Annotated in this window: 15 protein-coding genes; 9 read left to right on the top strand and 6 right to left on the bottom strand. The window is 44.2% G+C overall.

What is annotated here, in order from left to right; genetic code table 11:
• Positions 1 to 67: 67 nt before the first annotated feature.
• The 4 genes from lnt to C8D84_RS10815 all read left to right on the top strand — a co-directional run bounded on the left by lnt (position 68) and on the right by C8D84_RS10815 (position 6,399).
• A complete protein-coding gene (gene lnt, locus C8D84_RS10830; protein WP_109592092.1) occupies positions 68 to 1,651 on the top strand; it encodes an apolipoprotein N-acyltransferase in 1,584 nt (527 codons plus the stop codon).
• A gap of 180 nt (positions 1,652 to 1,831) precedes the next feature.
• Positions 1,832 to 2,269: a hypothetical protein gene (locus C8D84_RS10825; RefSeq protein WP_060491940.1), complete on the top strand. Its 438-nt coding sequence runs from the start codon at positions 1,832 to 1,834 to the stop codon at positions 2,267 to 2,269.
• A gap of 354 nt (positions 2,270 to 2,623) precedes the next feature.
• Positions 2,624 to 4,186, top strand: coding sequence for a peptide MFS transporter (locus tag C8D84_RS10820; RefSeq protein WP_109592090.1), 1,563 nt, complete (start codon positions 2,624 to 2,626; stop codon positions 4,184 to 4,186).
• A 395-nt stretch (positions 4,187 to 4,581) separates the two neighbouring features.
• Entirely contained in the window at positions 4,582 to 6,399 is a 1,818-nt protein-coding gene (locus C8D84_RS10815; protein ID WP_109592088.1) for an aminopeptidase P family protein, read from the top strand.
• A gap of 124 nt (positions 6,400 to 6,523) precedes the next feature.
• Here the strand turns inward: C8D84_RS10815 and C8D84_RS10810 are convergent, their stop codons facing one another.
• From C8D84_RS10810 to C8D84_RS10800, 3 genes are all read right to left on the bottom strand, one after another.
• Positions 6,524 to 7,354, bottom strand: coding sequence for a hypothetical protein (locus C8D84_RS10810; RefSeq protein ID WP_109592086.1), 831 nt, complete (start codon positions 7,352 to 7,354; stop codon positions 6,524 to 6,526).
• Positions 7,355 to 7,469: 115 nt separating this feature from the next.
• On the bottom strand, positions 7,470 to 8,849 hold the full coding sequence (gene fabF, locus C8D84_RS10805) for a beta-ketoacyl-ACP synthase II (protein WP_211181269.1): 1,380 nt from the start codon (positions 8,847 to 8,849) through the stop codon (positions 7,470 to 7,472).
• Between the two features lie 96 nt (positions 8,850 to 8,945).
• Positions 8,946 to 10,271, bottom strand: coding sequence for an anhydro-N-acetylmuramic acid kinase (locus C8D84_RS10800; RefSeq protein WP_109592084.1), 1,326 nt, complete (start codon positions 10,269 to 10,271; stop codon positions 8,946 to 8,948).
• Positions 10,272 to 10,390: 119 nt separating this feature from the next.
• Between C8D84_RS10800 and tyrS the strand changes: the two genes are divergently transcribed.
• From tyrS to C8D84_RS10785, 3 genes are read left to right on the top strand one after another with little or no spacing between them, the layout of a single operon-like run.
• On the top strand, positions 10,391 to 11,602 hold the full coding sequence (tyrS, locus tag C8D84_RS10795; RefSeq protein ID WP_109592082.1) for a tyrosine--tRNA ligase: 1,212 nt from the start codon (positions 10,391 to 10,393) through the stop codon (positions 11,600 to 11,602).
• 60 nt (positions 11,603 to 11,662) lie between these two features.
• The gene (locus C8D84_RS10790) at positions 11,663 to 12,241 is read left to right on the top strand and encodes a GNAT family N-acetyltransferase (RefSeq protein WP_109592080.1); all 579 of its coding nucleotides are present in this window, start codon (positions 11,663 to 11,665) and stop codon (positions 12,239 to 12,241) included.
• Between the two features lie 33 nt (positions 12,242 to 12,274).
• Complete coding sequence (locus tag C8D84_RS10785; protein WP_109592078.1) at positions 12,275 to 12,511, top strand: DUF1653 domain-containing protein; 237 nt, start codon at positions 12,275 to 12,277, stop codon at positions 12,509 to 12,511.
• 65 nt (positions 12,512 to 12,576) lie between these two features.
• On the opposite strand, the gene C8D84_RS10780 is transcribed toward C8D84_RS10785, so the two are convergent.
• Positions 12,577 to 13,533, bottom strand: coding sequence for an alpha/beta fold hydrolase (locus tag C8D84_RS10780; RefSeq protein WP_109592076.1), 957 nt, complete (start codon positions 13,531 to 13,533; stop codon positions 12,577 to 12,579).
• Positions 13,534 to 13,768: 235 nt separating this feature from the next.
• Between C8D84_RS10780 and C8D84_RS10775 the strand changes: the two genes are divergently transcribed.
• Positions 13,769 to 14,425, top strand: a complete 657-nt coding sequence (locus C8D84_RS10775) for a hypothetical protein (protein WP_109592074.1) — start codon at positions 13,769 to 13,771, stop codon at positions 14,423 to 14,425.
• A 24-nt stretch (positions 14,426 to 14,449) separates the two neighbouring features.
• On the opposite strand, the gene C8D84_RS10770 is transcribed toward C8D84_RS10775, so the two are convergent.
• Both C8D84_RS10770 and upp read right to left on the bottom strand, forming a co-directional pair.
• Positions 14,450 to 15,202: an SDR family NAD(P)-dependent oxidoreductase gene (locus tag C8D84_RS10770; protein ID WP_060491932.1), complete on the bottom strand. Its 753-nt coding sequence runs from the start codon at positions 15,200 to 15,202 to the stop codon at positions 14,450 to 14,452.
• Positions 15,203 to 15,280: 78 nt separating this feature from the next.
• Entirely contained in the window at positions 15,281 to 15,928 is a 648-nt protein-coding gene (gene upp, locus C8D84_RS10765; protein ID WP_045445969.1) for a uracil phosphoribosyltransferase, read from the bottom strand.
• 403 nt (positions 15,929 to 16,331) lie between these two features.
• On the opposite strand from upp, the gene C8D84_RS10760 reads away from it, so the two are divergent.
• Positions 16,332 to 16,898: a DNA glycosylase gene (locus C8D84_RS10760; protein WP_407691883.1), complete on the top strand. Its 567-nt coding sequence runs from the start codon at positions 16,332 to 16,334 to the stop codon at positions 16,896 to 16,898.
• Positions 16,899 to 17,174 lie beyond the last annotated feature (276 nt).

The following is a 17,174-nucleotide window of genomic DNA, read 5'->3' as shown; positions in this document are numbered from 1 at the left end:
TTCAGCTTGGTTTTCATCTGAATGTTGACGCTTAAAATTTTGAAAAATATGGTTTTGGATAACTGCTATGCGCCTGTCTACTGTTGATTTACAAAAACGCCTGAACCCTGATAAGCCCAAGGGTTTGCCTATAGCGCTGACGGTATTGATTGCGTTGTTGGCAGGTGCGGTGTTTATATTTGCACTGGCGCCTTATGGCATTTGGCCACTGGCGCTAGTGTCGCCTGCTATTTTATACGCCTTATTGATGCCTGATATGAGTGGCAAGCGTGCTTTTCTTATCGGTCAGGCTTACGGTACAGGACTTTGGTGCGTTGGTGCATTTTGGTTATACACCTCTATTCATATTTATGGTGATACGCCAGCATGGCTTGCGCTGATTATGATTGCGTTGATGGGTCTGGGCATGGGGTTATTCCATGGCTTTTTAGCGTTGGTTTTCAACCGTATGGTTGGCCGTCAGCCGTTGTCTTTTGCAGCTTTATGGATACTCCAAGAGTGGCTGAAAACGTGGCTGTTTACTGGATTTCCGTGGTTGTTTGTCGGTTATGCCTTTACGGAGCAGTATTGGTTATCGTCATTAGCACCAGTCGCTGGCGTCTTTGCAGTGTCTTTTGTGGCGGTATTATTGGCAGCCAGCTTGGTTGAGCTATTGCGTCGCCGTGGCGGCTATATGATTCCGTCGATAGCATTGTTGGTCATTAGCAGCGCGTTATGGTTGATTAATCCGCAATGGACCAAACCAAAAGGCACGCCTGATTTGTCCGTGTCCTTAATCCAAGGTAATATTCCACAAGATTTAAAATGGCTCACCGAATATCAAATAGAAACCCTGAAAATTTATGCAACTCTGACCAGTACTGAGTGGGATCGCGATATCGTCTTATGGCCGGAATCCTCTATTCCTATGTTTCAAGATGAAGCGATTGGCTTTATCAGTGAAATGGTTAAAATGGCCAAAGAAACAGATACCACATGGGTAACAGGTATTCCTTATCGAGATTTAGAAAACTTTGACCCAAAAACAGATAAATATCCACCATTTTATAATAGCGTGGTTGCGCTAGGTAGTGACGCTGAAGGGATGTATAAAAAGCAGCGTCTGGTGCCATTTGGTGAATATATTCCCTTCGAAGGCATGTTAGATATCTTGCCAAACCTTGCTGGTAGCCAAGAAATCATGAGCTATAGTCGTGGTAGTGACAACCAATCACCGCTGCGTGTACGTGGTCATAATTTGGGCTCAGCAGTCTGTTATGAAGTGGCTTACCCTGATACCACCCGTAAAAACGCGATTGGCACGGACTTCTTATTGACCATCTCAAACGATGCTTGGTTTGGTACGTCGGCAGGTCCATTGCAACATCTGCAAATGGTGCAGATGCGCGCGCTAGAGAATGGGCGTTGGTTTATGCGCGCAACCAATACGGGCGTGACAGCGATCATCGATCATAAAGGTCGTATCGTCGAGCGTGCACCGCAGTTTGAGCGCACCGTATTGCGCGGTGATGTTCAGGCGCGGGTTGGTAATACACCTTTTATGAGCTTCGGTAATTATCCGATTCTCTTTATCATTACGCTGTTACTTGTCTTGAGCTACTTTGGTAAGCGTGGGATGCCGCAACCGCGTTTGGGTAAGTCGCTAAAATAACTGGCTATTATTACCAGTGATAATGAATCGCTCGAATGGGTTATCAGAATTAACCATAAAAGCGAGTGGCAAAGTTTGTTGATAATAAATCCTTTAAATACTTAAGGGTTTTAACAAATCGGTACGAATTGCGATATAATAGACCAATATTTTAAATATTTTGTGCAAGGTGGATAAGGTATGTCAGAACATATTGTCGAAAACAATCCTAAGAAAGAGTTCTTATTTGCTTTAGGCGGTGTTGCCTTATTTTTAGGTATCGTCTTACTTATTGGTATTTCTGGATTTTTGCGTCCAGCAGGCGAGCACATTACTGCTGAGACAACCGAAACGTCAGCGGCGGCTGATGAAGCAGAAGCGATTGCTGCTGAAGACACTGCGCCAGCTGAAACAGCACCTGTAGCTGCGGATGCTACAGCGACTGATACTGCTGCAGATGCAAGCGTCACCCCAGCGACCGATACTGATAGCGCTGTGGTTACCGCAGAAGCTGGTACTGCAACTGCTTCTGGTACAGTTAGTCAAACTGCGGTTGCAGATGCTGATCTAACGGCTGAGCAAGCAGACGGTGATTTGGAAGCGGGTGATACTACTGATGAAGCGGTAGCCGCACAGTAATATACGTAAGTCGATGCTACATTTTTAAAGTATGGCTCGACAAACCGCTTCGCTTAAAGTCCAAGTATTTTCGCTTAAAGCCTAAGTGGTTTTGCTTAAAACCTAAGTATTATGGCAATATTATTGTAATACCATAAGCACAACAGCGTCGTCATCACTGCCATTGATGCTAAAAATAAAAGCCCGCTTTCAGCCAATGATAGCGGGCTTTTTTGTGGGTATTTGTGTAATTATTGACCAATTATTTCTTTACTTGATTATATCCAAGTGAAACAATGATGCGCCTATATGACCGCTTGTCGGGATAATTATATATTTGGTCGTTAATACAGTGGTCTTTAAAGGAATAAAGTTATGAGTACAGAATCAAAGTCAGAGGTTAGTGCTGCTGAATTGGCAGCACTAGATAATGGATTTATGGGGCATCCTAAGCCGCTACGTCCATTGTTTTTCACAGAAATGTGGGAGCGATTCTCTTATTATAGTATCCGTCCACTATTAGTATTATTTATGGTAGCGACCGTCGGTAGTGGCGGTTTTGGTTTCGATGAGGTCACAGCTTCTGCTATCTATGGTATTTTTGCTGGTTCGTTATATTTAGCGGCAGTACCGGGTGGCTGGTTGGCTGATAATTGGCTCGGTCAAGAGCGTGCACTGTGGTGGGGTAGTATTATTATCGCCCTTGGTCATTTGTGTATCGCACTATCCGCTATGTTTGGGATGACGCTGTTTTTTGTGGGTTTGATGTGTATCGTTCTCGGTTCAGGCTTATTTAAAACCTGTATCTCCGTGATGGTCGGAACGTTGTACCCCAAAGGCGATGCACGCCGTGATAGTGGTTTTACTCTATTTTATATGGGTATCAATATCGGTGCGCTACTGGCTGCCCTTATCGTTGGCGTATTTAAAGAAAAAGGTATGTGGCATGTAGGCTTTGGTGTCGGTGGTCTTGGCATGTTAGCTTCACTATTGATTTATCGTTTTTCAGCTAAAAAAACCTTAAATCGTTATGCTCGTGCCAAAAACATTACGCCTGAATGGGAACAAACGACCGGACGTTTCAAAAATGTAGGTCGCTGGGTTGGCGGGTTTCTTGCGCTACTCGCTGCCATTACTGTCTTAGTGTCGACTGGTATTATGCCATTTAACCCTGAAATGGTTGCTCAGTATATGACTTACCTCATTGCCGCAGTCGTCATATTATACTTTGCTGTCATGTTTATTTCACCGCGATTGGACAAAACTGACAAGCTGCGTTTGTTAATTTGTTTTATCTTAATCATCGGCTCGACGCTATTTTGGTCAAGCTTTGAGCAGCAGCCAACGTCTTTTAACTTGTTCGCCGATCGCTATACAGACCTGAATGTTTTAGGCTTTGAAGTGCCTAGTATTTGGTTCCAGTCGCTTAATCCCTTATTTATTTTAATATTAGCACCGATCATCAGCATTGTCTGGGTCAAGCTTGCCAATCGAGGTCTTGAGCCAAATAGTATGGTAAAGTTTGCGCTTGGTATGTTGTTTGCCGCTGCAGGCTTTGCTTTGATGATATTTGCCTCAAAAAGCATTTTGACTAGCGATGGTGGATTGGCTTCACCTTTATGGTTAGTGGGTAGTTTATTATTGCTGACCCTTGGTGAGTTGGCGCTCAGTCCTGTTGGTCTGTCTGCAATGACTAAGCTTGCGCCAAAAGGCATGCAAGGTCAGATGATGGGGCTTTTCTTTGCTTCTCTCGCTTTAGGTAATTTGGTTGCTGCGTTCTTTGGTGGTCAAGTATCAGCGGATAAGATCGAAGGGTTGCCGGGCTTATTTACGATGATGACGATCTTTTTGGTGGTCACAGCCGTTGTCTTATTGGCATTAGCCAAACCGATCAATAATATGCTGCAAAAAAGCGAGCGTGCAGATAAGCTGAGCTAATTCAGACACACGGTTAACGGATTTAGGATCAATAGCAATACCAGCAAAAATGTTAGATGGCGAGACGTGTTACCATATCGGTAGCACGTTTTATGGTGACACTTATTAAGTTATTGCCCCCACGCTATTGAAAGTCCGCTTTCCGCCCAAACATCTAATGATGCTCTGCTGTAATGCTCCTAAAAATAGTTAGCCTTATCTATCTGGTCATTGACAATATTTTAATTTTTAAGACATTGAGCGTCTTACGCAGGTTTAGATGCTGAGCATTCAGTGAATGATAAATAGCAAACGCCTAAAACATTTTACTCGCTCAAATAAGACGACTATCCATAGTCGCCTCACAATATGATTTTTCCAAATCTTATTTTTTAAAATCAATAAGGACACCTTTTATGAATAAACAAAGCATCCACGATCGTATCGACAGTCTACGTCAGGCATTGGTAGCACAAGATCTGACCGCGATTATCGTACCGTCTGCTGATCCGCATTTATCTGAGTATTTGCCAGAATATTGGCAAGCGCGCTTATGGTTATCAGGATTCACAGGCTCAGTCGGTACGCTCGTTGTTACCGCTGATTTTGCTGGATTATGGACGGACAGCCGCTATTGGGTACATGCCGCTGACCAATTAGAAGGTACCGGTATTAGCTTAGAGAAGCTTGCACCAGGTCGGCCAAATCATATTGACTGGTTAGCTGAGCACTTAGCAGAAGGCGATAGTGTGGCAGTCGACGGCAATGTACTGTCTATCTCTGAGCAAGATAGATTGTTAAATGCCTTTGATGCCAATGACATTACGTTAATCACTGAGCGTGACGTATTGACAGAAATATGGAGCGATCGTCCAGCGCTACCAACCGCCAGTCTATATCAACACGATGCGCATTTTGTCGCGCAGTCTGCTACCTCAAAACTTGCCGCTGTACGCGCAGGTATGGCTGAGGCAGGCGCAACCCATCACTTACTTTCAAGCTTAGACGATATTGCTTGGTTGACCAATTTACGCGGCGCTGATGTTGACTATAACCCTGTGTTTTTGGCACATATGCTCATTAGCGAAAATGACGCGACATTGTTTATCGATAATAATAAAGTCAGTAGCGAGATAGCACAAAGCTTAAAAGACAGCGGTATCACCCTTGCTGATTATGATGCTGTGCAAGATGCATTGGGCACATTGACTGCTGATGACTTATTGCTATTAGATCCAAGTAAAGTGGCAGTGGGTACGTTATCTAAAATGGGCGATGGCATAGGTTTTATTGAGCAAATGGCGCCAAGTACTTTGCTAAAATCGGTTAAATCTGACGCTGATATCGACCATGTGCGTGAAGCCATGCGTCAAGATGGCGCGGCATTAAGTGAGTTTTTTGCCGCATTTGAGCAGCGTTTAGCAGACGGTGAGCGTTTAAGCGAGCTGGACGTTGATAGTATGCTCATCGAAGTGCGCAGTCAGCAGCCACATTATGTATCGCCAAGTTTCCCGACTATCGCAGGCTTTAATGAAAATGGTGCGCTGCCACATTATCGCGCAACACCAGAAAAATTTAGCTACCTAGATGTGGCCGAGGGCGAAGGCGGATTGTTACTAATTGACTCAGGCGCTCAGTATCAAAACGGCACCACAGACATCACTCGTGTGGTCGGTATTGGACAGGTAAGCAGCGAACACAAACGTGACTTTACTACCGTACTCAAAGCCCATATTGCCTTAGCAAAAGCGCATTTCCCTGATGGTATCGCTTCACCACTCATCGATGCGATATGCCGTGCACCATTATGGCAGGCACAGATGGATTATGGTCACGGTACTGGTCATGGTGTTGGTTATTTCTTGAACGTCCATGAAGGTCCACAAGTGATTGCTTATAGTGCCAGCATGCCGAAAGAGCGTGCGATGAAAGAGGGTATGATCTCAAGTAATGAGCCAGGTCTATACCGTGAAGGCAAATATGGTATTCGTATTGAAAACTTGATGGTTAATAAACGCGTTGCTCAACCAGTAGAGACGGAATTTGGCGATTTTCTTAATTTTGAGACCGTTACCTACTGCCCAATTGACACCCGTTTAATTGAGTCATCATTATTGACTCAAATCGAAATTGATTGGTTGAATAATTATCATAGCCAAGTCTATGCAGAGCTAAAAGACCGTGTTGAAGGTGCGGCACTTGAATGGCTGACTGAGCGGACTAAGGCTATCTAAAGTAAACGCTCATATCGACAAATCTAAAATGAAAAAACCCCCGTAAAGTTTACGGGGGTTTTTTAGTACTAGGAATTTATTACTGAGGATTTATTGCTAAAAGGTGATGCGTAGGACGCAGCGTTTAGCTTTTTTTAGACTCTTTGTCAGTTACTGCTTCATCTTCGCTTAGATTTTGAGTCACTTCAGCACGTAACCAAGATTTTAAATTCTCAGACATCAGCATCATTTGCTCACTGAGATAGTCATCAATTTGCATTTCCAGCTCACGGATCATCTCTTGATGCGTGGTACTCAGTTTTGCATCTTTCAGTGCCAGTTTGATGGCGGCGCTGGCTTTGTCGTTGACCGCTTTTATACTGTGGTCGTCATTGATATGCTTGTCATTAGCGACATTAGCATGTTCACTGATGGTTTTGTTCTCAGAGCTAGATTGCGTCGCAGCCGATTTTTCAACATTTTGGTTTTTTTCAACCGTGTTATCAATGCTGAGCGATTCTGAATCACTCGCATCATTGGCATTCATAGCAATCGTTTTATCAGCAATATTCTTCTTCTCAGCGGCTATTTGCTCAGTTTTCTGTTGTTCTTTTTGCGCGGTATCTGCTGCTTCTTTTAATCTAGCACTTTCTTTTAATCTGGCATCCTCTGCCGCTTTTACTTTTTGTTGTTCTTCTCGCTGCTGTTTTTCTGCGGTCGCTTGCTCTTCGGCCTTTTTGTCAGTAATGGCTTTAGCGATGGCTTGCTCCGCTTCATGGTTTTCGTAGAGCTCATCGATGTGGGTATCCAGATCATGAGTATTAAAGACAAAGCTTTCAAATGGGGTATCGTTTTGCAGTAAGGTGGTGATGTCTTTTAGCTCTTGGGTAATTGCTGCGCGAATAGGCTCAGGCGCACACGTCCAGCGCTGGTAAAACTGATGGGAAAATGAGTAGCTTGACATGGTATCGTCCATAAATGTTCCAAAAATTACCCCTTATCATACGCAAATACGATAAGGGGCTGCAAGTGGACAAACGTAGCAAATCTGACACCAAGGTTACAACAACCGATATGGTGAGTGTTATACCTTAATGATTCACGGGCCAGCGCGCAAATACTAACGAGCCATTGGTACCACCAAAGCCAAAGCTATTGGATACGGCATACTGTAGGTTTTCAACTTTACGCGATTGGTTGGCGACATAGTCGAGGTTACAGTTGTCTTCCACATTGTCCAAATTAATGGTGGGTGGCACATGCTGATGCTGTAGGGCAAGGACGGTGAATATGGCTTCAACAGCACCCGCGGCACCAAGCAAATGACCCGTCATCGATTTGGTTGAGCTGACCAAAATGCGGTCTTTGACTGGGGCAAAAACGGTTTCAATAGCAATCGATTCAGCGACATCACCGGCAGGGGTGCTGGTGCCATGAGCATTGACATAACCAACACTCGATGGCTCAATGCCTGCATCATTTATAGCATTACGCATCGCTCGTGCCGCACCGCTGCCATCTTCAGGCGGTGCTGTGATGTGACTGGCATCATCACTCATCCCAAAGCCGACCAGTTCAGCGAGTATGGTCGCACCGCGTGCTTTGGCATGAGCGAGGCTTTCTAGTACCACCATACCCGCGCCATCACCGAGCACAAAACCATCACGGTCTTTGTCAAAGGGACGCGACGCCTTGGTCGGTTCGTCATTGCGAGTTGAGAGGGCATGCATGGCACCAAAACCCGATATGCCAAGCGGGCTGGAGCCTTTTTCACTACCACCTGCTAGCATGACATCGGCGTCACCATAAGCAATCAAACGTGCAGCGAGACCCATCGCATGGGTAGCGGTGGTACAAGCAGTCGATGTCGCAAGGTTGGGACCTTTTAGGGTATGTTTAATCGCCACTAAGCCTGCTGCCATATTTACAATAGAGCCAGGAATGATAAAGGGCGAAACTTTCATAGCGCCTTTTTCTCGTAGCGTATCGCGACTGTTTTCAATGGTTTGGATACCACCAATACCTGAGCCTAAAATAATGCCGAATCGCTCTTGATCGACATTTTGTACAGGTGCATCAGCAGCACTTACTTCATCGATAAAACCAGCGTTCTGTAATGCCATACTAGAGGCGGCAATACCATAATGAATAAATTCATCATAGCGTCGCGCGTCTTTGGCATTCATATATTGCTTGGCATCGAAATCCTTGACCACACCAGCAATTTGAGCGCGATAGCCAGTAGCATCAAAATGTGTAATTGGCGCGATGCCGCTATCACCATTGAGCAGCTTAGTCCATGAGCTATCGACGTCGAGTCCCAAAGGTGTCAACGCACCCATACCCGTAATTACGACGCGCAAGTCATCGCTACGCTCATAGTGCGGTGGTTTCTGACGCGGTTGATGCTCTGCTGTTGCGCTAGCATCATTGGTAGCTTGATCAGTGAGTGAACTGCTGTGTTGGCTCATGCGATATATCCTATACTTACGAGTCCTAAGAGGAGGGTATTTCAGAAATCATTATAAAACACATAAGTGCACGTGTGTAAACTAAAATTTGACCAGTCAGGCGAAACAAACCTGACCCAAAACCACGCCTTTACTCGCGCCGGTGACAGCTGGTAAGTTACCCGTTTCACCTATTAGTGTTTGCCGTGCGAGCCATGCAAAGGCGACGGCTTCGACCCACGCTGGATTCAGCCCTAAGCTTGCGGTGGTCTCTACCGTGCAATGAGGCAAATGCGCTTGCAAGCGGGTCATTAAGTAGTCATTTAACGCACCGCCACCGCAGACGTAAACCGAGCTATCTTCATGAGCATTAATAAACATATTAATTTGCATGCTGGCACTCATCGCTGTCAGTTCAGTAAGCGTCGCCTGTACATCCGCTGACGAATAGCGAATATGGGCAGATGCCTGATCGAACTTTTGCAGCTCATCCTGTAGCCATGCTAAGTTAAAATCTTCACGCCCAGTGCTTTTTGGATACGTTCGCGCAAAAAACGGATGTTCTATTAGCTGATTAAGTAGCGGCTCAATCACTTGTCCAGACTGCGCCCAAGTGCCGCCAGCATCATAATCTTTATCCGTATGCAACGCTGTCCACGCATCCAACAATAAATTGGCAGGACCCGTATCATAACCAATCGCAGGACTATCGTTTGCTGGCAAGACAGTGATATTGGCAATACCGCCTAAATTTAATAACACGCGCGTGCTATCAGGCGTGGCAAATAACGCTTGATGAAAAGCTGGAACCAACGGCGCTCCTTGTCCACCAACCGCCATATCGCGGCGGCGGAAATCGCTGACGACGCTGATGCCAGTCCGCTCAGCGATGATATTGGCATCGACCAATTGCAAGCTAAAGCCCAATTGCGGACGATGGCGTACCGTTTGACCGTGACAGCCAATCGCCAACACCGACTCTACATCAGTATTCGATTGCTGCAATAAATTATTGACCACCTCGCTGGCAAATTCAGCGTATTCTTTACTTGCCCAACCGAACCAGTCTAATTCGCTGTTTGGTTCACCCTCTGCGGGTACTAACTCTTGCACACCATTAGGCTGACATAAAGCCAATAACACTTCACGCAAACGCAGCGGAAACTCTTGGCTATGAGTTGCTAACAGTCGCATCGGTTGCTGGGTATCTGTTTCAGCACTACTGTCACTACTAAACTGACAAAGAACCGCATCCATCCCGTCTAAGCTGGTGCCAGACATCATGCCGATATATAAACCATCATCGAAGTTTTCAAACACCGTTTGCTCAAGCGCATCGGTCAAAGTGGCATAATTTAAATCGTCATCTAAAGTCTTATTTAAATTATCGTCATAATTTATAGTTGAATCATTAGTATCAGCAATCGATGCAGGGTTGGTCATGGCAATTTACCTTAAAAAACGCTAGTATATCTCTCAAATTCTAACATCTTTTACTGGCTACGAGATTCTAAATAGCCCAAACGCGTTACCCTTTTAATAAAGACAATAAAGAGAGCATCATGACCACGCAAACCTACACCCTAGAAGAACAGCTTGCCCTGATCCAACGCGGTACGCAAGAAATCCTATCTGAAGAAGATTTGGTTAAAAAGCTGAAACTCAATCGTCCGCTACGTATCAAAGCAGGCTTTGATCCTACTGCACCTGACCTGCATTTAGGTCATACCGTACTGATTAATAAGCTGAAACATTTTCAAGATTTGGGTCATGAGATTTACTTTCTCATTGGTGATTATACCGCCAAGATTGGCGATCCGTCTGGTAAGAACAGCACGCGCCCGCCATTGACCGATGAGCAAATCAAAGTCAATGCGCAGACTTATGCTGAACAGGTTTTTAAAATTTTGGATAAAGAAAAAACCAAGATTGTCTTTAACTCTGAATGGTTCAAGGATATGTCAGCCGGTGACATGATTCAGCTTTCGAGCCAGTTGACCGTCTCACGCATGCTTGAGCGCGATGATTTCTCTAAACGCTATGCCGCGCAAACGCCAATTGCTATCCATGAGTTTCTCTACCCATTGGTGCAAGGTTATGACTCTATCGCGCTAAAAGCGGACGTCGAGCTTGGTGGTACTGACCAAACCTTTAACATCCTAATGGGGCGCACCCTGCAAGGTCGCTATGGTCAAGAGCCACAAGTTTGCATCACCGTACCAATCTTAGAAGGGCTAGACGGCGTTAATAAAATGTCTAAGTCTCTTGGCAACTATGTCGGCATTTACGATGCACCGGGCACCATGTACCAAAAACTGCTGTCAATGCCAGATACCTTAATCCGTCGCTACTTTGAATTTTTAAGCTTTAAGCCAATGGAAGAAGTCGAAGCGTTAATGGCAGAGATGGAAAACGGTCGCAACCCACAAGAAATCAAACGTATTCTTGCTGAAGAATTAATCGAGCGCTTCCATGATGCTGACGCTGCTGCTAATGCGCACAAATCAGCGGGTAACGTATTAGCTGATGGCGAATTACCAGTTGATTTACCAGAAGTGACGCTAGATTTAGAAGGTGCTGAGGCGCTATTTATTACTCAAGTACTCAACCAAGCTGAATTGGCTAAAAATAGCTCGTCTGCTAAAGATATGATTAAACGCGGCGCGGTAAAAGTAGATGGTGAAGTCGTCGATGCAGGCTTTAGCTTAACGTCTGGTCAAACAGTCGTTATCCAAGCAGGCAAAAAGGCTTATGCGAAAGTGACGGTAGGGTAGTTAAGAAATTGAGTTAGGTAGCCAAAGTTTCTAAGTTCATTATGGCTTAAGGAGAAGTAGATGTTAGACCTGCCGACGTTATCAAGTAATGGCATTACCCTTAAGCCGTTGACGCTAAGTCATGCAACTGACTTAACCGAAGCTTGCCAAGATGGTGAACTATGGAAAATAAATGAGACGTCAGTACCTGAGCCAGACAAGGTTATTGACTATATTAATACCGCAACATCAATGGCTGATAGACAAGCCTTTGTCGTCATTGATGACTTAACTGGAAAAGCGATTGGTACAACGAGCTTTCATGATATTTCACCTATCAGTAAACGCTTAGAGGTTGGCTATACTTGGTATGCCAAATCGTATTGGCGAACGCATGTCAATACGACTTGTAAGCTCATGCTGCTAACCCATATATTTGAAACTTTAGAGTATCAGACAGTAGGTTGGCGCACGGATATTGGGAACGACCGCTCACAACAAGCGATTCAACGTTTAGGTGCTAAGAAAGATGGCGTGATTCGAGGTAATCGAGTACGCCGTGATGGTATTATTTCGGATACAGTGATGTATAGTTTAATAAAATCCGAGTGGCCACCCGTAAAATTAGCGCTGACGAAAAAGCTTAATGACGCTCACTAAGCTTTTATAATAATTGATACAAGTAAGAAAATTATGACTAAACAACTTCAAACCATCCCCCAAGGCATTTACCGCCATTATAAAGGCAGCCTGTATCAAGTGTTGCACACTGCTCAGCATTCGGAAACCCAAGAAGCATTAGTCGTTTATCGCTGCCTATACGGCGAATATGGCGTTTGGGTGCGACCACTAGCGATGTTTTCTGAAACGGTTGAAGTCGAGGGTAAGCAAGTGCCGAGATTTGAACTGACCAAAGCATTAGCGGATTAATGCTTAAAATTTATTGCTCAAATAAAAAGCGACTTTTGGAGTCGCTTTTTTATTTATATTCTAAATTAAACAGCCAAAAACTTCTTTAATACTTTATAAAACCCAATTGGCTCATCCATCGGTATCGCATGACCTGAGCGCGGCAATACTATCTCAGTTGCATTGGGTAGCATTTGGGTGACTTGTTGCTGCCACTTAGCATCATAGAGTTTGGAGCGACCACCGATGAGGTTGACCACTGGAATAGTGACCCGCTCTATCGCACCACGAAAGTCATAGGGTAGTGTCAAATAGGCTTGCAAGCAGCGCATTTTATGATGCCAAATACTGTGGTCATAAAGCGCAAGTTTGGGGTCGTTTTTATAAGTCATCACTTGTATAAACGCTTTCGAGCGCGTTCGATTAACGGATAATAGAGAAAACAGTAGTTCGACATCCGTTGCACAGCGTTTTAGAGCAAACGGTAGGTGGGTAAAGCTTTTTATTTCAGCATAAGGTAAAGTTTTCTCAATTACCTCGTGAAAGATATCGAATACTTCTTGCTGGCGCGTGCCAAACAAGCCACCTTGCCAATCAGGCTGATTATGGATAGCAGGACTTTGGTCAATATTCAAATAACGGCTGACTTTCGCGCTGCCATAACGCTCAAAATACGCCCACATCACTTGTGCGCCCATCGAAATAGCGGCAACAGGCAAGGACTCTATATTGCGCGCTAAGCAAATTTGCTCAATGACGACACTGATATCATCGGCATACTGGCGCACAAAATCAAACTGGGTGAGGTCGATATTTTTTGCAGCGCCAAATCCTCGTAAGTGCGGCAGGTAAAAGGCATACTTGCCAACCAAAGGTAAAATAAATGGCAAAAACTCACGCGCGTCCATACCATAAGCATGCAGTAATATTACAGGTTTGCCACTGCCTATGACTGACACTGGTAGCAACGTACCATCAGTTAAAGTGATATCAATCGTTTTCAACTGGTAGTTAATAGGCAAGTTGATTAAGTTTCTCTTCATAAGGCAATGTACCTTGTTTTCATTAAGCGGTTTTACCAAGTCGATTGAGCCAAAATGTATCGTAGCAAAAGTCTTTATCTCATTTCTAAAAGACTGCTATATTAAAGTAGGTAATTAACCATAGCATAAAAACTGTTTAGGGTTAAAAGCAGTTGAGTGGTAAAAGTAGTGACTTGTCATAGACTTTGACCAATCGAATCAAACGTCAGCAAGTAAAATATAAGGATATCAGTCTATGGGCAAGCTGACGTTACCATTGCTTGATAGCAGCCTATATCCGCAAATCTGGCAGCAGCAAACCTTGCTCAATCCGCAGGCGCTATTGATGGCAATGCTGACAGCAGATATCACGCCAGATGCCAATACTTTCACTAGGCAATTACTAGCTAATGATACTTATCAAGACTGGATTAATAGCAGCGTATTTGGGCGTTATTTACAGCGTAATTTTACGGCGTTTTCTCAGCAAACAGAAGACAGTTTCAACATTGATATGCCTTCGCTGTTTCGTCAGGAATTGATGCGTCACGCGCAGTATTTGCCGCTAGAGCAAGTCTTGTTTTTTGCAGGGAATTTGCCAAAAATTGTGCGTCAGACAAAGGTTTTAAGCACCACTGTTAATCCTGCCACTGCCGTGATTAATGCGCAAAAGCTGAGTAGGAAAGTTATGATGAATAATCCGACCATGATTATCAATCAAGTAGTGATTAGGGATAAGCAAGTATTAGGATTTCCGATACGCCATAATAAACGTACTAGCGAGCGTTTGCGCAATGAGGTATTGATTTTAGACTTTCAGGATTTACGCTTGGTTAATGAGATGAATATCAAAGGCAAAAAAAGAAGCAATATAGAGGAATCTATATTGCTTCGGTCTTATGAATTACGTTAGTGAGCCAAATGTTCGGCTAAACCTTTAAGAATCTTGCTTAGCAATCGTCAGCCCGTTATAAGTTTGCGCAACTGGCATCACTTCTAAACGATTGACGTTAATATGAGCAGGCGATTCAATCAGCCATAATAAAATATCGCCAATATCATCGCCGGTCATGGTTTTAAAGCCGTCGTAAACCTTGGCGGCTTTATCGTCATCGCCATGATAACGGACGTTTGAAAACTCAGTGCCCGCGACATTACCCGGTTCAAGGTTGGTCACGCGCACTTGCGTACCGATGAGATCCGCGCGCAGATTTAGGCTAAACTGTTTGACAAAGGCTTTGGTCGCACCATAGACGTTGCCACCAAAATAAGGCCAACTGCCAGCGATTGAACCAACATTGATAATATAACCGCTATCGCGCGCCACCATCGCTGGCAAGACTGCATGGGTTAGCGCCATCAACCCTTTCACATTGGTATCAGTCATACGCATCCAGTCATCAAGATTTGCCTTGTGCGCAGGCTCTGTACCTAACGCTAGCCCAGCGTTATTGACCAAGACATCGATTTGACTAAAGTCAGCAGGCAAATCAGCAATGATTTGCGGGATAGTAGCCGTGTCACTCACATCCATGACCACAGGTAAAAATGCTTCGCCTAAAGTGTCTGCTAAAGCATTTAGTTTGTCTAAGCGTCTGGCACAGCCAATCACGCGATGACCATTGGCAACCAAACGCTCGGCCAGCGCTTTACCAAAACCTGCGCTTGCTCCTGTAATCAATACGTTCATCTTATATCCTTATCATTGATGTTTTGCACATGTGTCATGGGTGTTACGACGATAGCTAGTTTTGATTCATTTTTTTTCTTACTTGTTGAATAATTGCTTACCAAAGATTTTATCGCCCGCATCGCCTAAACCTGGGATGATATAACCGTGCTCATCCAAATGGCTGTCTAGTGCGGCGGTATAAATGGTGACGTCAGGATGTGCTTCATTGACCACACGTACGCCTTCAGGCGCGGCAACCAATACCAATGCTTTAATATTGGTACAGCCATTTTTCTTTAGCATCTCGATGGTCGCAACCATAGATCCGCCAGTGGCTAACATTGGGTCAATGATAAGGGCTGGGCGTTTGTCCATATGGCTGACAAATTTTTCAAAGAACGGCACAGGTTGTAAGGTTTCTTCATCACGTTGCAAGCCGACGACAGAGATTTTTGCGGTAGGAATCAAATCGAGCACGCCGTCAAGCATACCAATACCCGCACGTAAAATCGGTACAATCGTTGCAGTCTTACCGATGATTTGTTCACCTGTGATTTCACCACACCAACCTTGCATTGGGAAGGTTTCGATTTCAAAATCACGGCTTGCTTCATATGCCATCAAGCGTGCAAGCTCTTTGGTCAACGTGCGAAACTTATAAGTGCTACAGTCTTTTTCGCGCATAAGGCTGAGTTTATGACGGACTAACGGGTGATCAATGACGGTGATTTTTAAGTCGCTCATAAGGTTTCTCTTGGTTTTTGGTCTGATGCTTGCGCAGTTACTGCGGTTGCCATTAGTATAAAAGATACAAACACTTACTGCACTTCAACCTTATATCTGTCTCACAAATAGTAAGCTTGCTACTTTGATAATAAAGTAAGCTAAATATATTTATAGCAGGGTTGGTCTTATTTAAGCCGACTATGTTTGACTATAATCGCGCCCTAATAAATGAAGCAGTGTTTAGGCTTGCTATGATAGCAAAAAAACCGCTTTTCTGATGAAGAATCTTATGACTACACAACCATATCACACCCATAATAATACGCATAAAACCGATAACAGCTTAATATTATCTGAAGCCCAAGCAGCAGAAGTAGAAACACATCCGTTTGCTCCCGTTTTACCACCTGATGCGACGGTAATGATGATGGGCACTTTTCCACCGACCGCTGATAAATGGGCAATGCCATTTCACTATCCAAACTTTTACAATGACATGTGGCGTATTTATGGCAGTGTATTTTTTGACGATGTGGATTACTTTCGGGTAGGTAAAGAAAAACGCTTCGATCCTGAGCGTATTCGCGCCTTTATGTTTGAGCGCGGTATCGCCTCCTGTCCGACCGTCAAGCAAGCGATTCGCGAAACGGGCAATGCCTCAGATAAGAACTTAACCGTCGTCACACCCGTTGACCTAGATAGTATATTGCCACAAGTGCCAAAGGTTGAAACCTTATTTACCACGGGCGGTAAAGCAACAGAAGTGCTGCTTGGTTTATTAGCCGAGCCACCTGCTAAATCCAAGTATCCTAAGACCAATCAAAGTATGGATTATCCTTACCAATGGCAAAACGATCACAATCGAAAAGTGGATGTAAATAATCTTACCTTATATAGGTTGCCTTCTACCTCACGTGCCTATCCTTTGGCCTTAGATAAAAAGGTCGCTGCTTACAAAGACTTTTTCAAAAAGATAGGCAAGCTGTAAAAGTGCTTCTATATAGAAGCGCTAACTGAGAACAAGGGATGTTTTTGGTAAGGGTAAAACTATTTTTAACCCTAACGGACTGATAAATAGATGGTATTGACGGTAAGGTTAGATAATCTTCAAAATAGAAGTTACACCACCTTGACCCTAATTTAAAGCCCCATACACTGCCGCTCGATTGAAGCAAAAGTAGCGTCGCCATTCTGCCAATTTAGTCTAATCACCAAGATTATTCAAATTAAGCTAAAATAGCCCTTGACTAAAGATTCAAACCCT

It is taken from the genome of Psychrobacter immobilis (genome assembly GCF_003148585.1).
GTDB classification, from domain to species: Bacteria; Pseudomonadota; Gammaproteobacteria; order Pseudomonadales; family Moraxellaceae; genus Psychrobacter; species Psychrobacter immobilis.
This window is presented reverse-complemented; position numbering and strand designations above follow the sequence as displayed.